The organism is Microtetraspora glauca (genome assembly GCF_040656155.1).
GTDB lineage: Bacteria > Actinomycetota > Actinomycetes > Streptosporangiales > Streptosporangiaceae > Microtetraspora > Microtetraspora glauca.
The window spans coordinates 1-15,617 of sequence record NZ_JBFALK010000004.1; the positions used below are offsets into that span (position 1 = coordinate 1).

Below are 15,617 nucleotides of genomic sequence, written 5' to 3' on the forward strand. Positions count from 1 at the left end.
AAGCGCGGTAACGTGTGGAGCTGACCGGTACTAATAGGCCGAGGACTTGTCCATAGATGTTCGCGTCGACTATGCAATTCAGAGACTGCAAACGGTCCTGCCTGCTGTGATGAGCGGGTGGTCCTGGTTGTGTGTTTCATAGGGTTACGGCGGTTATAGCGGTAGGGAAACACCCGGTTACATTCCGAACCCGGAAGTTAAGCCTTCCAGCGCCGATGGTACTGCACTGGGGACGGTGTGGGAGAGTAGGACGCCGCCGGACAATTTTTGTGGGAGAGGGTCACCCTTTTGTTGGGGTGGCCCTTTCTCTTTTTTGTGCCTTGGTGGGTAAGCGCTTTCCGTATTTGTTTGGCGGTGTATTGCTGGGGCCAGCCGCCGCCCAGCGCGTCGGGTTGCGGGGTGAGCCACTCGATGTGGGGGTTTTGGTGGTGGCGGAGGGCTGCCTGGTGTCCGTAGGCGCGGAGGCGGGGGCTTGCTCCGGCCGGCCGTGATAGTTGCGATCAGGTGCATACCGCTGTCGCGGTCGCGGGCGCGGTGGTTGCTGGCACGGTCTTACGCCGGCCTCCACAAACCCCCGCCTCCGCGCCCCCCTTTCCCGCCGCAGCATCCCGGTCTGGACGCACTTCCTGGCATGGACGGGTTCATGGAGACGTCCCCCGGCGCCCCGGCGTGGCCGCGTTCCGACGTGAGGAAGCGTTCATGGAGAAGTTCCCCGGTCTGGGAGCGTTCCGCCGTCCGGGCGTCTTTTCCGCTCTGGACGCCTTCCCGGGGGTGGGCGCGTTCCCCGGTCCGGGAGCGCTCCGCGGTCGGGCGTCTCCGCCGACCTTGAGGCGGCTTCCCCTTGCGTCGCCTCGGCTGTTGGCGCGTGGTTCTGACGTGTCCCGTGGTTCTGGCCCAGTGCGCGAAGCTTTGTGATCTCGTGAACGGCCGAGCTCCTCTGGACGGCCCGTCGCCGCCCGACCATGCCGTAGGCGGCGGGCCCGGCTCGGGGAAGGAGAAGTCCGACCGGCTCGCCCAGGAGCCGGGAGGAGGCGTTCGAGGGATCTGGCTGTGGCCCGCCACGTCGGGCGATTAGGCGCACCAGTTGGTGGAACTGGCCGGCTGCAGCCCGGTGAATGGGTGGATCAACTCCGGGCAGTCCGGGCAGGAGGCCGAGAAGACCTGCATCCATCGATGATCAGCCACGATCCGACCCAGACCAACGCCGGGTGACGAGACATCCCATAGCCAACACCTGCGAGCCTCGCCAAGATCACCTACGCGACGTCGGGCCGTGTCATCAGCGGCGACCGCAAATGCAACGCCAGACTGGGGCTGGTCAGGGGCACGATGCTCCACGTCGCCACCGCTGTCCCTGCGTCGGCGTCGACCACCAGCCGAACCCGGTGCGGGGTGGTGATGACGTAAAGCTCGGCGACGAACGTGTTGCCCTGCCAGGCGCCAGCCGCGACGACAGGGCGGCCGAGCGGCGAAGTTTCCCGCCATTCGCCGTGGCCGACCTCGACGTTGAGGAACGACCCGAATCGCAGGAGCCATCCACCGGCCACGGGATCGACGATCACCGTGGTTCCGTCGGGCAGAGCCGAATCCTCGGCGGAGGCGTCGAGTCTCGCCTTGACGGGACGCTCCGGGGCGGCCGAACCCGGCACCGGCGCGAGTGACAGCCGCCGCAGCCGATCGGCGAGGATCTCGTCGTCCCGGGCGCTTCCCGCGTGGTCCATGCCGGGCAGCAGGCAATCCCATATTGCGTCGAGCACTGCCTGTGCCTGCGTATTGGCGCCGGTCACGGCGACCACGAGACCGTGTGACGGGATGACTACGCATTGCTGGCCGAAGGAGCCGTCACTGTGGTAACCGTGACGCGACATCCAGAACTGGTAACCGTAACCGCAAAGGTAGTCAGCGTCCCCCGACCCGTCCTCGAATGGCAGGGTATCGATGTGCCGTCTGGTCGCGAGCTCCACCCATTCGCGCGGGACGAGCCGCCGGTCGCCCCAAAGGCCTCCGCGCAGGAGCAGTTCACCGAAGGCGGCGACGGCCTCGGTCGTGAGGTGCAGTCCGTGGAATCCGAAGGCGGCACCGCTCGCCACCCGGTCCCATTCGGCGTGGTCGACGCCCATCGGCTTGAAGAGGCGCTCGTCGAGCAGTTCCGGGAGGCCGCGGCCCGTGACCCGTTCCACCATCCGGGCCAGGATGAAGGTGGTCGGATTGTCGTAGGCGTGCCGTGTTCCCTCGGCCTCGGGAAACGGTACGCGCAGGAAGCCCTTCACAAGGTCGCCCGGTTCCAGTTGCCAGGCCTCGGCGAGGCTGTCCGTGCGGTGTCCGGCCGTCATGGACAGCAGGTGGTGAACGGTGAGGCGGCGTCCCTGCTCCGAGATGTCGGCCGGAACGTGGTCGGGCAACACGTCCACCACCCGATCGTCCAGCGAGAGCAGCCCGTCGGCGATCGCGAGCCCCACGGCGACCGAGGTGAACGACTTGGTCAGCGAGTAAAGAAGGTGCGGGCGTTCGGCCGAGTACGGCGCCCACCAGCCTTCAGCGACGACGTGACCGTGGCGTACGACCATGATGGAGTGACACTCGATGGATTGCGCTTCGAGCCGGTCCAGCAGCGCGGCGACCGCGCGGGACGACACCCCCGACGCGGCCGGTGTCGACCGCGGCAGTAGTGCGCGTTGAGAAGGCATCAGGCACCCTACCGCCAGGGAGTAGGGCTGCGGCGAAGTGTGCGGATGACTCGGAGCCGGCTGCGGGCCGGAGGAGGCGCCCGATCGGGTGTCGAGTACGTGTACGGGCGGGAGAGGGGGGCGCGGAGGCGGGGGTTTGTGGAGGCCGGCGTAAGACCGTGCCAGCAACCACCGCGCCCGCGACGGCCGCGAGAGCGGCATCACCAGAGGCCCGCTATCACGGCCGGCCGGAGCAAGCGGCGACCATGATCCACGATGTCAGGCGACACGGCTCCAGCGCTACGCGTGGAGTTCGCCGGACCAGATGGTGACGGCCTGGCCGACGAGTTCGACGCGCTCGCCCTTGATGGTGGTGCGCATCACGCCGGACCGCGCTGACAACTGCGCGCCGACAAGGGTGTCGCGTCCCAGTTTGGCCGACCAGTACGGGGCGAGCACGCAGTGAGCCGATCCGGTCACCGGGTCCTCGGGGACGCCGACGCGGGGCGCGAAGAACCGGGAGACGTAGTCGGGTTCCCCGAATGTCGTAAGCCCGGCGCCCTCTGAAGAGAGTCCGACCGGTGACACGTGCTCGGGTCCACCTGTTGGTACGGAGGCGGTTCCTGCCGTCGGTGTGTGCGTGGAGGCGGCGGGGGCGGTCACGATGACGGCTCGGACATCGAAGGCGGCCAGCGCGTCGATGTCAGGAGTCAGATCGCGCACTGCCTGTTCCGATTCGACCTCGGCGAGTAGATCGAACCCGCCCATTCCGGTCCACCGTACGGGAACGCCGAGGGCCTCCGCCAAACCGCTCGGCGGGGTGATTTCCGACGGGGAATGCGCCGGGAAATCCATCACTATCGAGCCGTCTTCTGACTGGTCGACGGAGAGAATTCCACTCTTTGTCGCAAATTCGATCTTGCCTTCGGCGAGACCCGTCGAATAGAGCACATGTGCCGCCGCGAGGGTGGCGTGCCCGCACAGCGCGACCTCAACGGATGGTGTGAACCAGCGTAGCGAGTACCGTCCCGAGGCGTCGGGTCCGAGTACGAACGCGGTTTCCGAGTGACGCATTTCGGCGGCGACGGACTGCATCCAAGAATCAGCGGCCGAGGCTTCCAGCAAACAGACGGCCGCCGGGTTACCCTTGAAGGGTTGGTCGGTGAACGAATCGACGGTGAAGATACGCATGCGGGTGATGCTATCGACGCCGTGAATGCGGCCTGGCGCGGGGGCGTACGCCGGACAAAATGAAATTCAGTCGGGCGTGTCGCCCGCCTGGGGCCGAATCGGTGGTTACTGTCCTTTCTATCGGGGTAGCCCAATGCGGCCGGATCTCGGGGAAAGGAAGTGCCGATGGGGGCAGTGCGCAAGGTGGCGAGCTACCTTGGTCTGGGCGCCGTTGAGCAGTATGACGAGCCCTATGGCGACGAGGAATACGAGGATGACTGGATGCCGGCGTCGGAGCGGGCGGCCAGGCGTTGGCAGCCTGCGGAGCAGCCCGCACGGATCGTGATGGTCCGTCCGCAGAAGTACGACGACGCTTTGACGGTTGGACGACACTTCCGCGAGGGGCACGCGGTGGTCATGGATGTGGTCGGCATGTCGATGGCCGAGGCCACCCGGATGGTGGATTTCGCGGCCGGCTTGGCGTACGGCTGCGAGGGGCGGATCGAGCGGATCGCCGAGAAGGTCTTCCTGCTGACTCCTGCCAACGTCGAAGTCTCCATGGTCTGACGCCGAGCCGGGCTTCCGGGCCTCTTTCTATCCGCCCGTCCCGGCTCGGCCCGTAGAACGACACCGTAGAGCGCACCGGCTCCCGTGATCAGGCAGCGGCCGGAACGGCTGCGAGAAGCCCGAGCTCCGGCAGGCGTCACCACGTCGAGACAGGCATGCGGCCGGCCACAGCGGTGGCGCGGCACCTGTCCGGCATGGGACCAGAGAGCACATCCCACGACGACGTACATGGAGAAGGCCACGGTGGTCCGGCCGTAGAAGGACGACCGCGGTCAGGCGGCGCGGGGGCCGCGCCGGAGCAGGCGGGTGAGCTCGCCGAAGTCCTCGGTGGCGGCGTCGGCGCGTTTCAGCGACTCTCTCGCGTGCTCGTGCAGCGCCCAGACCGCGCCTTCGGCGGTCTCGTTCAGCTCGGCGAGCCGCGCCTGGACGAAGTCGAGATCGGCCTGCTCCTGAACCCGGCGCTTCCACAGGAGGAAGCCACCCCAGCCGGCGACGGCGATCCCGGCGAGCGCGGCCACGAGGTGGACCGCGAAACCGGTGCCGAGCAGGACGACGCCGATGCCGATGAGAACATACCCCAGCCAGTTTCCCCGGCGGTTCCGCACGGACTCGGTGACGACGCCGTGCTCGGCCGCGTGCATGGAATTGCGATCGGGGCCTTCGGGGCGAAGGATCACGGGATGGCCGAGCACCGGTACGGTCACCGCCTCGGGAGGCGGCTCCTGGGCGGCGTGCAGGAGTGACTCCGCCGCCGCCTTCACCGCGGGGGCGGCGACATGGAGGGCGAGCGCCGCCAGGTGGGGTTCCGCGCCGGGCTGGACGTCCTGGAGCAGATGGCCCCGGAGCGAGCTGAGCGGCCCCTCATGGCCTCCTTGCCCGATCAGCGTACGCAGGACGGCGATGGGCTCGGCATCGGGCCACACCGATCCAGTCACGATCTTGGAGACCGTGACGGGCTGCCGGGAGGAGGTGATCTCGGCGCAGCGCTCGCGCAGGCGGGTGAGCCGGTCGGCGGCCTGGGCCGGGGCGGCGATCTCGGGGATCTCGGCCAGCTGGGGAAAGTCCTTGAGTGAAGGCGGTACGACGATCGCGGGATCGTCGGGGACGAGGGCCTCCAGCCAGAGCGCGTCCTCGGCGGGGACGGCGACCGCGTCGAGCTTGCGGAGCACGAAGATCTTGCCGACCGGCCCGTACGCGCCGCGAGCCGCGGCGAGCCACACCGCCCGCTGGCCGGAGGTCACCGGGCGGTCGTCGCTGAGGTCGCCGAAGGCCGTGCCGAGCCAGGAGGCGTGGATGCGGTCGCCGTGGCCGGCGACGGCGAGGGCGAGGCAGAGGAACAGCGCGGTGCGGCCCTCGTCGAGGCGGGCGGCGCGGGAGAGGGGTTCCATCGCGTCTTCGCCCGCCATGGTGAGGACCAGGGCCTGGACGGCGGGGGCGAGCCAGTAGTCCGGCACGTCGTCGAGACCGGGCGGCGCCACGGGCGCGCTCCCGTCGGCGGTGAGGTGGACCAGGAGCGCCTCAGCGTACCGATGCAGTTCGGTGGTGTCGGCGAGACCCGCGACGTCGGGGTTCTTGCTCAGGTCCATGCTCAACGCAGAACGCTCCCCGAGAAGGTGACGAAATGCCGCCGACTGAAGAACCGCCCCTGGCGGTGGCCACGCGCGCTGCGGGGATCGGCGGACACTCCCTTGACCGGGTCAAGACTAGACCGTCGCGGCGGCATATCTGGACCAGACGCGCCGAACGGCGAGCGGGGACTTGCCCCGCCCGGAACCGGTGGCTCCGGGCGGGGAGAGCCGTCACATCCGCTCGGGCACCTCGATGCCGAGCAGGTCGAGCCCTTGGAGCAGGACCCGGAGGGTCAGCGCGGACAGCGCCAGGCGGGACTGCCGCACGGCCTCGTCCTCGGCCTTGAGGACCGGGCAGTTCTCGTAGAACGACGTGAACGCCTGGGCCACGTCGAACAGGTAGTTGCACAGCCGGTGCGGCTCGGACAGTTCGGCGACGCTCTCGACGACCGCGCCGAAGCCGAGGAGTTGCAGCGCGAGAGCGCGCTCCGCGGGCTCGCCGAGGATGATCGGCCCACTCACGGTGGACGGGTCGACCGAGCCGTTGCGGAAGATCGAGCGGATCCGGGCCGTGGCGTACTGGAGGTACGGCCCGGTGTTGCCGGTCAACGCCAGCATCCGGTCGAAGTCGAAGACGTACTCGCTGTCGTGGCTGACCGACAGGTCGGCGTACTTCACCGCGCCCATGCCGACCTGGCGGGCGATCGAGCGGCGGGCGGAGGCGTCGTAGCCGCGGTCGGCGATGACGGCCTCGGCCCGGATGACCGCCTCCTCCAGCAGCTCGGTCAGCTTGACCGACTCGCCGCTGCGGGTCTTGAACATCTTGCCGTCGCTGCCCAGCACGCTGCCGATCTGGATGTGCTCGGCGCTGGCCTCGTCGGTCAGCCACCCGGCGAGGCGGGCGGAGGCGAACACCATCTGGAAGTGCAGCGACTGGGTGGCGCCCACGACGTAGAGGATGCGGTCGGCCTTGAGGTCGCGCACGCGGTACCGGATCGCGGCGAGGTCGGTCGTGGCGTAGCCGTACCCGCCGTCGCTCTTGCGGATGATCAGCGGGAGCGGCTGGTCGTCGCGCCCGGTGAAGCCGGGCGGGAAGACGCAGAGCGCGCCCTCGCTGATGACGGCGACGCCGGAGTGCTCGAGCTCGTCGCAGGCGTCGGCCAGCATCGGGTTGTACATGCTCTCGCCGGCGATGTCGTCGTCGGTGAGGGTGACGCCGAGCTGGTGGTAGACCCGGTTGAAGTAACGCTGGGTGTACTCGATGAACTCGCGCCACAGGCGGAGGGTGTCGGCGTCGCCGCCCTGCAGCAACGGCACCCGGAGGCGGGCGCGCGCCTCGAAGTCGGGGTCGCTGTCGAACTTGCGGCGGGCCTCCTGGTAGAAGGCGTTGCCGTCACCGGCGGCGAGCCGCTCGAGCGACTCCTCCTCGCCGACGTCGAGCAGGTGCTCGATGAGCATGCCGAACGGCGTGCCCCAGTCGCCGAGGTGGTTCTGCCGGATGACGTGGTCGCCGAGGTGCTCGTGGGTGCGCGCCAGCGTGTCACCCACGATCGTGGTGCGCAGATGCCCGACGTGCATCTCCTTGGCGGCGTTGGGCGCCGAGTAGTCGATCACGACGGTCTTGGGCGCGGGCTGCGGCACGCCGATCCGCTCGTCAGCCAGCAGCCGTGCGGCCTGGGTGGCGATCCAGCCGTCGCCGAGGGTCAGATTGAGGAATCCCGGGCCGCTGATCTCGACGCTGATGTCGCCGGTGTCGAGCGCGTCCACCAGGGCCTGGGCGACCTCCCGCGGCGTACGTCGGAGCCGCTTGGCCAGGCTGAGAGCGACGTTCGCCTGGTAGTCGGCGAACTGTGAGGGCCTGATCAGCGGGTCTTCGCCTGAGTACTCCTGGCCGAAGGCGGTGCCCAGCGCCTGCTGGACCCGCTCGGCGAGCACGAGTTGCGGGTCGGTCATGCGCTCAAGTTTATCGACGGCCGTCCATCCGTTTTCCAGCTCGGAAACGCGCGTCACCAGAGCCGATGCGATCTCGGGATGGAGGCGATCCGCTCACCGATGCGGGTGACGATCTCGCCGGCGGCCAGGCGCGCGGCGAGTTCGCACGCCGCGGCCACGCCGCCGGCCCTGGACGAGCCGTGTGCGATGACGACGGTCCCGTTCAGGCCGAGCAGTACGGCACCGCCGTGGGCCTCGGGGTCGAGCCGGCGGTAGAGCTCGCGCAGCCGGGGGCGCTGGAGCATGCCGCCGAACCGCGCCACCGCGCTCTCCTCGATCGTCTCCCTGAACTGCCCGAAGGCGTACCTGATGCTGCCTTCGAGTGTCTTGAGCGCGACGTTCCCGGTGAAGCCGTCGGCGACGACGACGTCGACCCGGCCGGTGAGCAGGTCGTGCCCCTCGATGTTTCCGTCGAAGTCGATCCCGGGCGTGCCGGAGAGCAGTTCGTGTGCACGTTTGATGAGCTTGTTGCCCTTCTCGGCCTCGGACCCGATCGTGAGCAGCCCGACCCGAGGCCGGGGAAGATCGAGCGCGGTCTGGGCGAAGGCCACGCCGAGGTGCGCGAACTGGACCAGCATCTCGGGCTTGGCGTCGGCGTTGGCGCCCGCGTCGAGGAGGACGGTGGGCGTCGGCCGGGTCGGGAGGGTGACCGCGATGGCGGGCCGTCCGACGCCGTGCTGTCCGCGCAGCCGGAGCTTTCCGGTCGCCACCACTCCGGCGGTGGATCCGGCGGAGACGACGGCGGACGCGTCTCCGCGCCGCAGGAGGTGGCAGGCGACGGCGATGCTGGAGCGGGGGCGGCGCAGGCTGGCGAGCGCGCCCTCGTCCATGGCGAGCGCCTCTTCGGCGCGTACGATGGGGATCTCCGCGGTGGCGTCGTACGCGGCGAGCGCCTCGTAGAGCAGCCGCGGCTGGCCCACGAGGACCACGGGGATCCCGCGTTCCCTGACCGCCTGTACGGCTCCCGCCACGATCTCGCCGGGAGCGTTGTCCCCTCCCATGGCGTCGAGGGCGACCGGCAGCGCCCCGACTGGGCCCGGGTCGGGCGCAACGCGGTCCAATCGGTTCACCTCACGAGTCTGCCACCTGCGCGGATCGTTGGCGCGAGCGTAGACCGTACGTGCGAGCGGGACGGTCAGCCGTGCCAGGGAGAGTGCACGTCGGTGGCGACCCGCGACAGGATGATCTTTCCGAAGCGGGCCTTTCCCGTCACCCTGATGAGCGGCCCGTCCCCTTCCTGGCCGCCGGAGACGTGGCGCTTGGAGAACAGGGCGCTGCCCTCGTCCATGATCCTGGCGTTCTCGGGCACGCGAACGATCATCTTGCCGCAGAACGAGTTGAGTTCGAGAGTGATCTCCCGGCCGGGCAGCACCGCGTCGCGCAGGTCGATGATCAGCGCGCCGAAGACCGAGCGGAGCTCGGTGTGGCGGCCGGCCACCCAGCGCCCGCTGCGGATGACCTTGCTGAAGACGGCGGTCACTTCTTGCCGCTCGGCCCTCAGCGCCGTCGTACCGGCGGTGCTGGGGAGGTCGGGGAGGTCGTGGGTGAGGGGGACGAGGTCGCCAAGCGTCACGGCGGTGTAGGCGGCGGACAGCCGGTCCGCATGCTCCGCGGAGGTGAGACGGCCGGTGGCCAGGCCCTCACCGAGGACGGCCGCGACCCTGTCCCGGTCGGCGTCTGAGGCACGCTGGCCTGCGTCTCCATCGCCATATGGGGTCAAGGAAGTCACAAGCCGACGATACTCCCTTTCGCGATATGTCGCGAGATCTGATGACATACGGCAGAACCTCACAAGGAAGTTTCCTGCCTGTGGAACCTGCCGTGGAGGCGGTGACTCGGGTTATATGGGAACCTCAGACGCGCGACGGGGGTAGTTGGTTTACACAGTTCCCAAAACCTACCGAGAAAGGAAGGCCGAGTGATCGTTAGCGAAAGCAAGCGAGGCTTCCGGGCCTACACCACCAAACATCTCGACGAGCTTCTCGGCCGCGGCGGCCTCGATGAGGCGGCCCGGTTGCGGGTCCGCGCCGTGGCGACGGTCCTGCCGTTCCGCACGAACGCCTACGTCGTCGACGAGCTGATCGACTGGTCGGCCGTCCCCGACGACCCGATCTACCGGCTCGTCTTCCCGCAGGAGGACATGCTGCCCGAGGCCGACGTTTCACGGCTGGCAGGCCTACTGCGCGACGGCGCGCCGGCGACGCGGGTTCAGGAGGCGGCCCGCGAGATCCGGATGCGGCTCAACCCGCATCCGGCCGGGCAACTCGAACTCAACGTGCCCCGTGTGGGTGGGGAACCCGTTCCGGGGTTGCAGCACAAGTACCCCGAGACCGTGCTGTTCTTCCCGAAGCAGGGCCAGACCTGCCACGCGTACTGCACCTACTGCTTCCGCTGGGCCCAGTTCATCGGCGAGCCCGACCTCAAGATGGCGTCCGACGACATCGGGAACCTCGTCGAGTACGTCAAGTCCCATCCCGAGGTGACGAGCATCCTCTTCACCGGCGGCGACCCGATGATCATGAGTGAGGCGGTCCTCCGCCGGTACATCGATCCGCTGCTCGGGCTGGAGCAGATCGAGTCGATCCGCATCGGCACCAAGTCCCTGGCGTACTGGCCGGACAGGTTCGTCGGTGATCCCGACGCCGACGCGACGCTCAAGCTCTTCGCCGAGGTGGTCGAGTCGGGCAAGAGCCTCGCTTTCATGGCGCACTTCTCGCACCCGCGCGAACTCGAACCCGACATCGTCCAGACGGCGGTCGGGCGGATCCTGGAGAGCGGGGCGACGATCAGGACACAGGCGCCGCTCATCCGCTCCATCAACGACAGTCCCGGCGTCTGGTCCCACATGTGGCGGCGGCAGACCGCCATGGGCATGATCCCTTATTACATGTTCGTCGAGCGCGACACCGGCCCACAGGACTACTTCGCGGTCAAGCTCGCGGACGCTCACCGGATCTTCCGTGACGCGTACGCGCAGGTGTCCGGGCTGTGCCGGACCGTCAGAGGGCCGTCCATGTCGGCCACCCCCGGAAAGGTCTGCGTCGACGGCGTCGCGGAGGTCGCCGGAAAGCGCGTCTTCGTCCTCCATTTCATCCAGGCGCGGGATCCCGAACTGGTCGGGCGTCCCTTCTTCGCCCACTACGACCCGCACGCGGTCTGGCTCACCGATCTGAGACCGGCGTTCGCGGACCGTTTCCCCTTCGAGTTCTCCGGTGCTTCCAGTCGGCTCAGCGCCTGACGCACGGCGGAATCACCCCCTTCGCCGTCCGTCGCCGGCCTCCGTATCCGTCTGAATTCTCAAGCGATCGGAAAATCTGTTCGCCCGGCCTGGGAAGCATGTTTACCGAGCCTTTTTCCCAGGCCGGGGATCGCTTCGCCGGATATCCCGATGAAAAGGGATTCTTGGGGATGACTGGAAGGTGATCGCTAGTCCTTAGATTTCCGGAAATTCCGGTCCTCTGCCCTGGCTGAGGTGCGGACGAGCGCGGCAGCCCACCCTTCGAGAAGGGTGATAGAAATGCCGTCCGTAGCTGAGTCCTGGTCGGCGCCGTACGCCGACACACGGGGGGTAATTCCCGCTCTCGTGAAAAGGGATATGAACCGGGGGAATTATGAATCGAATCATTAAGGCTGCCGCGGTCCTCATCACCGCCGGTATCGCGGGCATGTCCGCCGTGCCGGCCCAGGCCTCGGCCGCCGACACGGGCACCGACGCGCAGCTCGCGGCCGTCACGAGGGTGCTCGCCGACGTCCGCGCCGACGTGGTCGCCGGTGCGACCGGCTCCCTGCAGGGCCAGCTCGCCACCGTGGCGAACCTGGCGGCTCACGCGGACGCGAGCGTCAACGCGGTGGTCGCGGCGCAGCTCGCCGCGACGGCCAACGTCGCGCTCGGCGCGGTCGTCGACGTCAAGGCCGCGACCGAGGCTCAGCTCGTGGCCGCCGCCAACCTGACCGCCGACGTCACCGCCGCCCTCGCCGCGAACGTGAACGCGAACGTTCAGGCCCAGCTCACCGCCGCCGCGAACCTCACCGCGAGCGTCGCCGCCACCCTCACCGCCAACGTGAACGCCGCGGCCGTCGCCACGGTGAACGCGAACGCCGTCGTCGCGGCCCAGCTCGCCGTCGCGGCCAGCGCCGCCGCCAACGCGGCCGCCACCCTGACCGCCTTCGTCGACGCGCACCTGGACGCCGGCGTGGCCGTCCTCGCCGGCATCCGGATCCCCGTCGTCGTCCTGGTGGGCAACGTCCGCGCCCTGGCCAACGCCTCGGCCGCGCTCACCGCCAACGTGAACGCCGCCATCAACGTCGGTCTCGTGGCGAACCTCAGCGCCCTGCTCAACGTCAACGTCGGCGTCAACGCGCTGGCCGGCGTCAGGGTTCTGGTGCCCGGCGTGCTCACCACCGGCCTCAACACGGTGAAGTCGACCTCGTCGGTCACCACCACCCGTTCCAACGGCTGGGTGAGGACGGTGACCACGACCGTCGTTCCGTGGAACACCGTGACCGTGGTCAAGAACACCAGCACCAGCAGCACGAGCACCACCGGCACCACCGGGACCACGACCACCGGCACGACCACCACCGGCACCACCGGTACGCCGACCACGACCACCACCACGACCACCACTCCGGGCACGACCTACCCCGCGCGCACCAAGTAAGCGATGATCGGGTGCCGCCCCGGGTGCGGTCGCCGCACCCGGAGCACTCGCAACACTGAAAGAACATGAGAGAACCGGCCGACACCCTCCAGGTGTCGGCCGGTTCTCTCATGTCGTCAGCGTGTCGCCCGGGCGAGGCCGGGGCCGCCAGGTCGTGGAACCACGCAGGCGGGACGCGCTCCCCGGCGCCTGGCGCCGGATCAGTTGAGCGAGCCGCGCAGGCAGGTGCGCCGGCCGATCTCCGCCTGCAGCCGGGCCATCTGCCAGTGCAGATCGATCAGCTGCTCGGCGATCAAACTCAACGGAAGCTCCGAGGGATCTTCAGCGGCCAAATGGTCGATCGCCGTCGCCAGGTCACCCATCCCGCCCTCCGGTGTCCAGGTCGAATCTACGTTCGAATCATAGTGGAACACCGGCACGGGCGCATCAGGTTTCGTAGGTCGGCGCGATATAACCGCGGGCCAGGGTGTTCGCCGTGATGTTGAACCCCACCACGGCGGGTGGCGCGTCGTCGCCCACCCCGAGCTTCTCGACCTTCAACGCGTGCACGGCGAAGACATAGCGGTGCGGCCATCCCGGCGGCGGAGCGGCGCCGCCGTAGGACTTCTGGCTGTAGTCGTTGCGCGCGTGCGCGGCCCCCTCGGGAAGGCCCGCGAAGCCCGGGGCCGTCCCCGCGCCGGTCGGCAGCTCGGTGACGTCCGCGGGGATGTCGTACACGAGCCAGTGCCAGAATCCGCTGCCGGTGGGCGCGTCCGGGTCGAAGCAGGTCACCGCATAGCTTTTCGTGCCCTCGGGCGCGCCCGACCAGCGCAGGTTCGGCGACTGGTTCTGCCCGGTCATGCCCCAGTCGTTGAAGACGTAGGCGTCGGACAGGCGCTCCCCGTCCCGTACGTCGTCGCTCTCGACGGTCAGGCTGGGCACCTGAGGCAGATGGTCATAGGGAATCGGCGGCTGCGTCGGCACGATCCGTCCTCCGATGGGTCGACATCATGGTCGTCACCCATCCTGGTACGGCCGCCGCGCGGTCGCCACTGGCCGCGCTCAGGCCTTGTTGTACGCGGCGAGGACCTCGGAGGGGTCGCCGTCCATCTTGATCTTGCCCTTGTGCAGCCAGATGACGCGGCTGCAGGTGTCCTCGATGACGTCGAGGTTGTGTGCCACCAGGAAGACGGTGCCGGCGGACTCGCGCATCTGCTTGATGCGCTTCTGGCTCCTCTTCTTGAACTCGCGGTCGCCGGTGGCCAGCGCCTCGTCGATGAGGAGGACGTCATGGGTCTTGGCCGAGGAGATGGCGAAGCGCAGCCGCGCGCCCATGCCGGAGGAGTAGGTCGACATCGGGAACTGCACGAACTCGCCGATGCCGGAGAAGTCGACGATCTCGTCGTACTTCTCGCGCAGTTCGGTGGGGGACATGCCCATGGCGTAACAGCCGAGGACGATGTTGCGCTCGCCGGTGAGCTCCTTCATCAGGGCGGCGTTGACGCCGAGAAGCGACGGCTGGCCGTCGGTGTAGACCGCGCCCTTGTGCGGCGGGAGCAGCCCGGCGATGGCCCGCAGCAGCGTCGACTTGCCTGAGCCGTTGCGGCCGACGATGCCGATCGCCTCTCCGTGGCGGGCGACGAAGGAGACGCCCTTGACGGCGTGGACCTCCTTCATCTGCGGACGGCCCTGGCGCCTGACGATGCGCATGAGTGCGTTCGCCGCATTGCCCTTCTGGGAGTCCGAGGCGGCGCCGTACACCTTGTAGACGATGTGGAGGTTGTCGACGATCACCGTCGGCGTCCCGAGCACCTCGGGGGACGCCTGTGATTCTTCCTGGGCCACGTGGGACAGCTCCTTGGTCAGCTCAGCCACGTCCGTACCTCTCCTCGGCCCGCCAGAAGTACCAGAAGCCGACGATCAGCGCGAATATCGCCCAGAATATGCAGGTAATCCACGCCCATCGCTCCGGGAATCGCTGGTAGATCAGCAGGTCGCGCATGAACTCGATGTAGGCGGCGGCCGGGTTGAACTCCAGGGCCCACCGGAGCACGTCAGGGAGCTTCTCCGTGCGCTCGCTGATGCTGTAGAAGACGCCGGAGGCGTACAGCCAGGTGCGGGTGATGAACGGCAGGAGCTGGTTCGTGTCGCGGACGAACGCGCCGACGCGAGCCATGAACAGGCTCGCGCCGACGTTGAAGACCAGTTGCAGGGCCAGCGTGACCGGGATCAGCAGCCAGAGCCATGTGATCGGCTCGCCGGTGACCAGGACGAGCACGATGAGCACGCCCATCGACCAGCCGAGCTGCTGCAGCTCCTGCACCGCGTACGCCAGGGGCAGCGAGGCGCGGGGGAAGTGCAGGGCCCTGATGAGCGAGAGGTTCGACGAGACGGACTTGGCGCCGCTGATCACCGTCCGCTGGGTGAAGGTGAAGACCATGACCCCGGTGATGAGGAACGCGGGGTAGTTGTCGATGTTCTTGCTCTGACCGAGGATGACACCGAACATCAGCCAGTAGACCGCGGCGTTGAGCAGCGGCGTGAGCACCTGCCAGAGCTGCCCGAGCGCGGACTCGGAGTACTTCGAGACGTTCCTGGACGTGGCGTACGTCAGGATGAAGTGCCTCCGCGTCCACAATTGGCGCAGGTACGCGGGCAGGGTGGGGCGCGCGATGGCGCGTCGCAACCCGTGGCGCTCGGCGAGCGCGGCCAGTGACTCCGGCGCCCCGCCGCCCGCCTGGGCGTCCGCGACCGCGGAATCCGGCTGGCTCATGGGATGGACTCTATTGGATGGTGATGAGTAAGAGACCGGTGATGGTGATCCGTTGGCCTCTCGTGGACGTCGGCCGTGACCGTCGCGGGGAGCGGGGCCGCGGCTTGGTCAAAGGTAGCCCAGCGACTCGTGGTATGGGGACAACGGCACGGGTCCGATGTCATGGAGACGCCGATGCCCCATCAATCGCATCCTATGTGTACCTTATTGGGTGGTTTGGGCTTCGCATCGGCATTTAGCC

General features: G+C 68.4%; 13 protein-coding genes and 1 rRNA gene. 4 read left to right on the forward strand and 10 right to left on the reverse strand.

What is annotated here, in order from left to right; all coding sequences use genetic code 11:
* The first annotated feature begins 145 nt into the window (after positions 1-145).
* Positions 146-262: ribosomal RNA gene (rrf, locus tag AB0I59_RS09080) — 5S ribosomal RNA — on the forward strand.
* A 994-nt stretch (positions 263-1,256) separates the two neighbouring features.
* Here rrf and AB0I59_RS09085 read toward each other — a convergent pair.
* Both AB0I59_RS09085 and AB0I59_RS09090 read right to left on the reverse strand, forming a co-directional pair.
* A complete protein-coding gene (locus tag AB0I59_RS09085; RefSeq protein WP_358131604.1) occupies positions 1,257-2,687 on the reverse strand; it encodes a serine hydrolase domain-containing protein in 1,431 nt (476 codons plus the stop codon).
* 279 nt (positions 2,688-2,966) lie between these two features.
* A complete protein-coding gene (locus tag AB0I59_RS09090) occupies positions 2,967-3,857 on the reverse strand; it encodes a PhzF family phenazine biosynthesis protein (protein ID WP_061260747.1) in 891 nt (296 codons plus the stop codon).
* A 165-nt stretch (positions 3,858-4,022) separates the two neighbouring features.
* Here AB0I59_RS09090 and AB0I59_RS09095 point away from each other — a divergent pair, with 165 nt between their 5' ends.
* Positions 4,023-4,403 carry a cell division protein SepF gene (locus AB0I59_RS09095; protein ID WP_061260749.1) on the forward strand — a complete coding sequence of 127 codons (381 nt, stop codon included), beginning with the start codon at positions 4,023-4,025 and terminating at the stop codon, positions 4,401-4,403.
* 272 nt (positions 4,404-4,675) lie between these two features.
* On the opposite strand, the gene AB0I59_RS09100 is transcribed toward AB0I59_RS09095, so the two are convergent.
* From AB0I59_RS09100 to AB0I59_RS09115, 4 genes are all read right to left on the reverse strand, one after another.
* The gene (locus AB0I59_RS09100; protein ID WP_358132033.1) at positions 4,676-5,989 is read right to left on the reverse strand and encodes a hypothetical protein; all 1,314 of its coding nucleotides are present in this window, start codon (positions 5,987-5,989) and stop codon (positions 4,676-4,678) included.
* A 213-nt stretch (positions 5,990-6,202) separates the two neighbouring features.
* Positions 6,203-7,924: an arginine--tRNA ligase gene (argS, locus tag AB0I59_RS09105; RefSeq protein ID WP_358131607.1), complete on the reverse strand. Its 1,722-nt coding sequence runs from the start codon at positions 7,922-7,924 to the stop codon at positions 6,203-6,205.
* Between the two features lie 53 nt (positions 7,925-7,977).
* Positions 7,978-9,024, reverse strand: a complete 1,047-nt coding sequence (plsX, locus tag AB0I59_RS09110) for a phosphate acyltransferase PlsX (RefSeq protein ID WP_358131609.1) — start codon at positions 9,022-9,024, stop codon at positions 7,978-7,980.
* A 74-nt stretch (positions 9,025-9,098) separates the two neighbouring features.
* The gene (locus AB0I59_RS09115; protein ID WP_358131611.1) at positions 9,099-9,692 is read right to left on the reverse strand and encodes a DUF1707 SHOCT-like domain-containing protein; all 594 of its coding nucleotides are present in this window, start codon (positions 9,690-9,692) and stop codon (positions 9,099-9,101) included.
* Between the two features lie 189 nt (positions 9,693-9,881).
* On the opposite strand from AB0I59_RS09115, the gene AB0I59_RS09120 reads away from it, so the two are divergent.
* Entirely contained in the window at positions 9,882-11,201 is a 1,320-nt protein-coding gene (locus AB0I59_RS09120) for a KamA family radical SAM protein (RefSeq protein WP_061260755.1), read from the forward strand.
* Positions 11,202-11,574: 373 nt separating this feature from the next.
* Positions 11,575-12,624: a hypothetical protein gene (locus AB0I59_RS09125; RefSeq protein WP_061260757.1), complete on the forward strand. Its 1,050-nt coding sequence runs from the start codon at positions 11,575-11,577 to the stop codon at positions 12,622-12,624.
* Between the two features lie 200 nt (positions 12,625-12,824).
* Here AB0I59_RS09125 and AB0I59_RS09130 read toward each other — a convergent pair whose 3' ends face one another.
* From AB0I59_RS09130 to AB0I59_RS09145, 4 genes are all read right to left on the reverse strand, one after another.
* Complete coding sequence (locus tag AB0I59_RS09130; RefSeq protein WP_358131613.1) at positions 12,825-12,986, reverse strand: hypothetical protein; 162 nt, start codon at positions 12,984-12,986, stop codon at positions 12,825-12,827.
* A gap of 64 nt (positions 12,987-13,050) precedes the next feature.
* Positions 13,051-13,587, reverse strand: a complete 537-nt coding sequence (locus AB0I59_RS09135; protein WP_358131615.1) for a YbhB/YbcL family Raf kinase inhibitor-like protein — start codon at positions 13,585-13,587, stop codon at positions 13,051-13,053.
* Between the two features lie 78 nt (positions 13,588-13,665).
* Positions 13,666-14,448 (reverse strand): ABC transporter ATP-binding protein, encoded by a 783-nt coding sequence (locus AB0I59_RS09140; protein ID WP_061260913.1) that lies wholly within the window; start codon positions 14,446-14,448, stop codon positions 13,666-13,668.
* Positions 14,449-14,470: 22 nt separating this feature from the next.
* Entirely contained in the window at positions 14,471-15,376 is a 906-nt protein-coding gene (locus AB0I59_RS09145; RefSeq protein ID WP_061260762.1) for an ABC transporter permease, read from the reverse strand.
* Positions 15,377-15,617 lie beyond the last annotated feature (241 nt).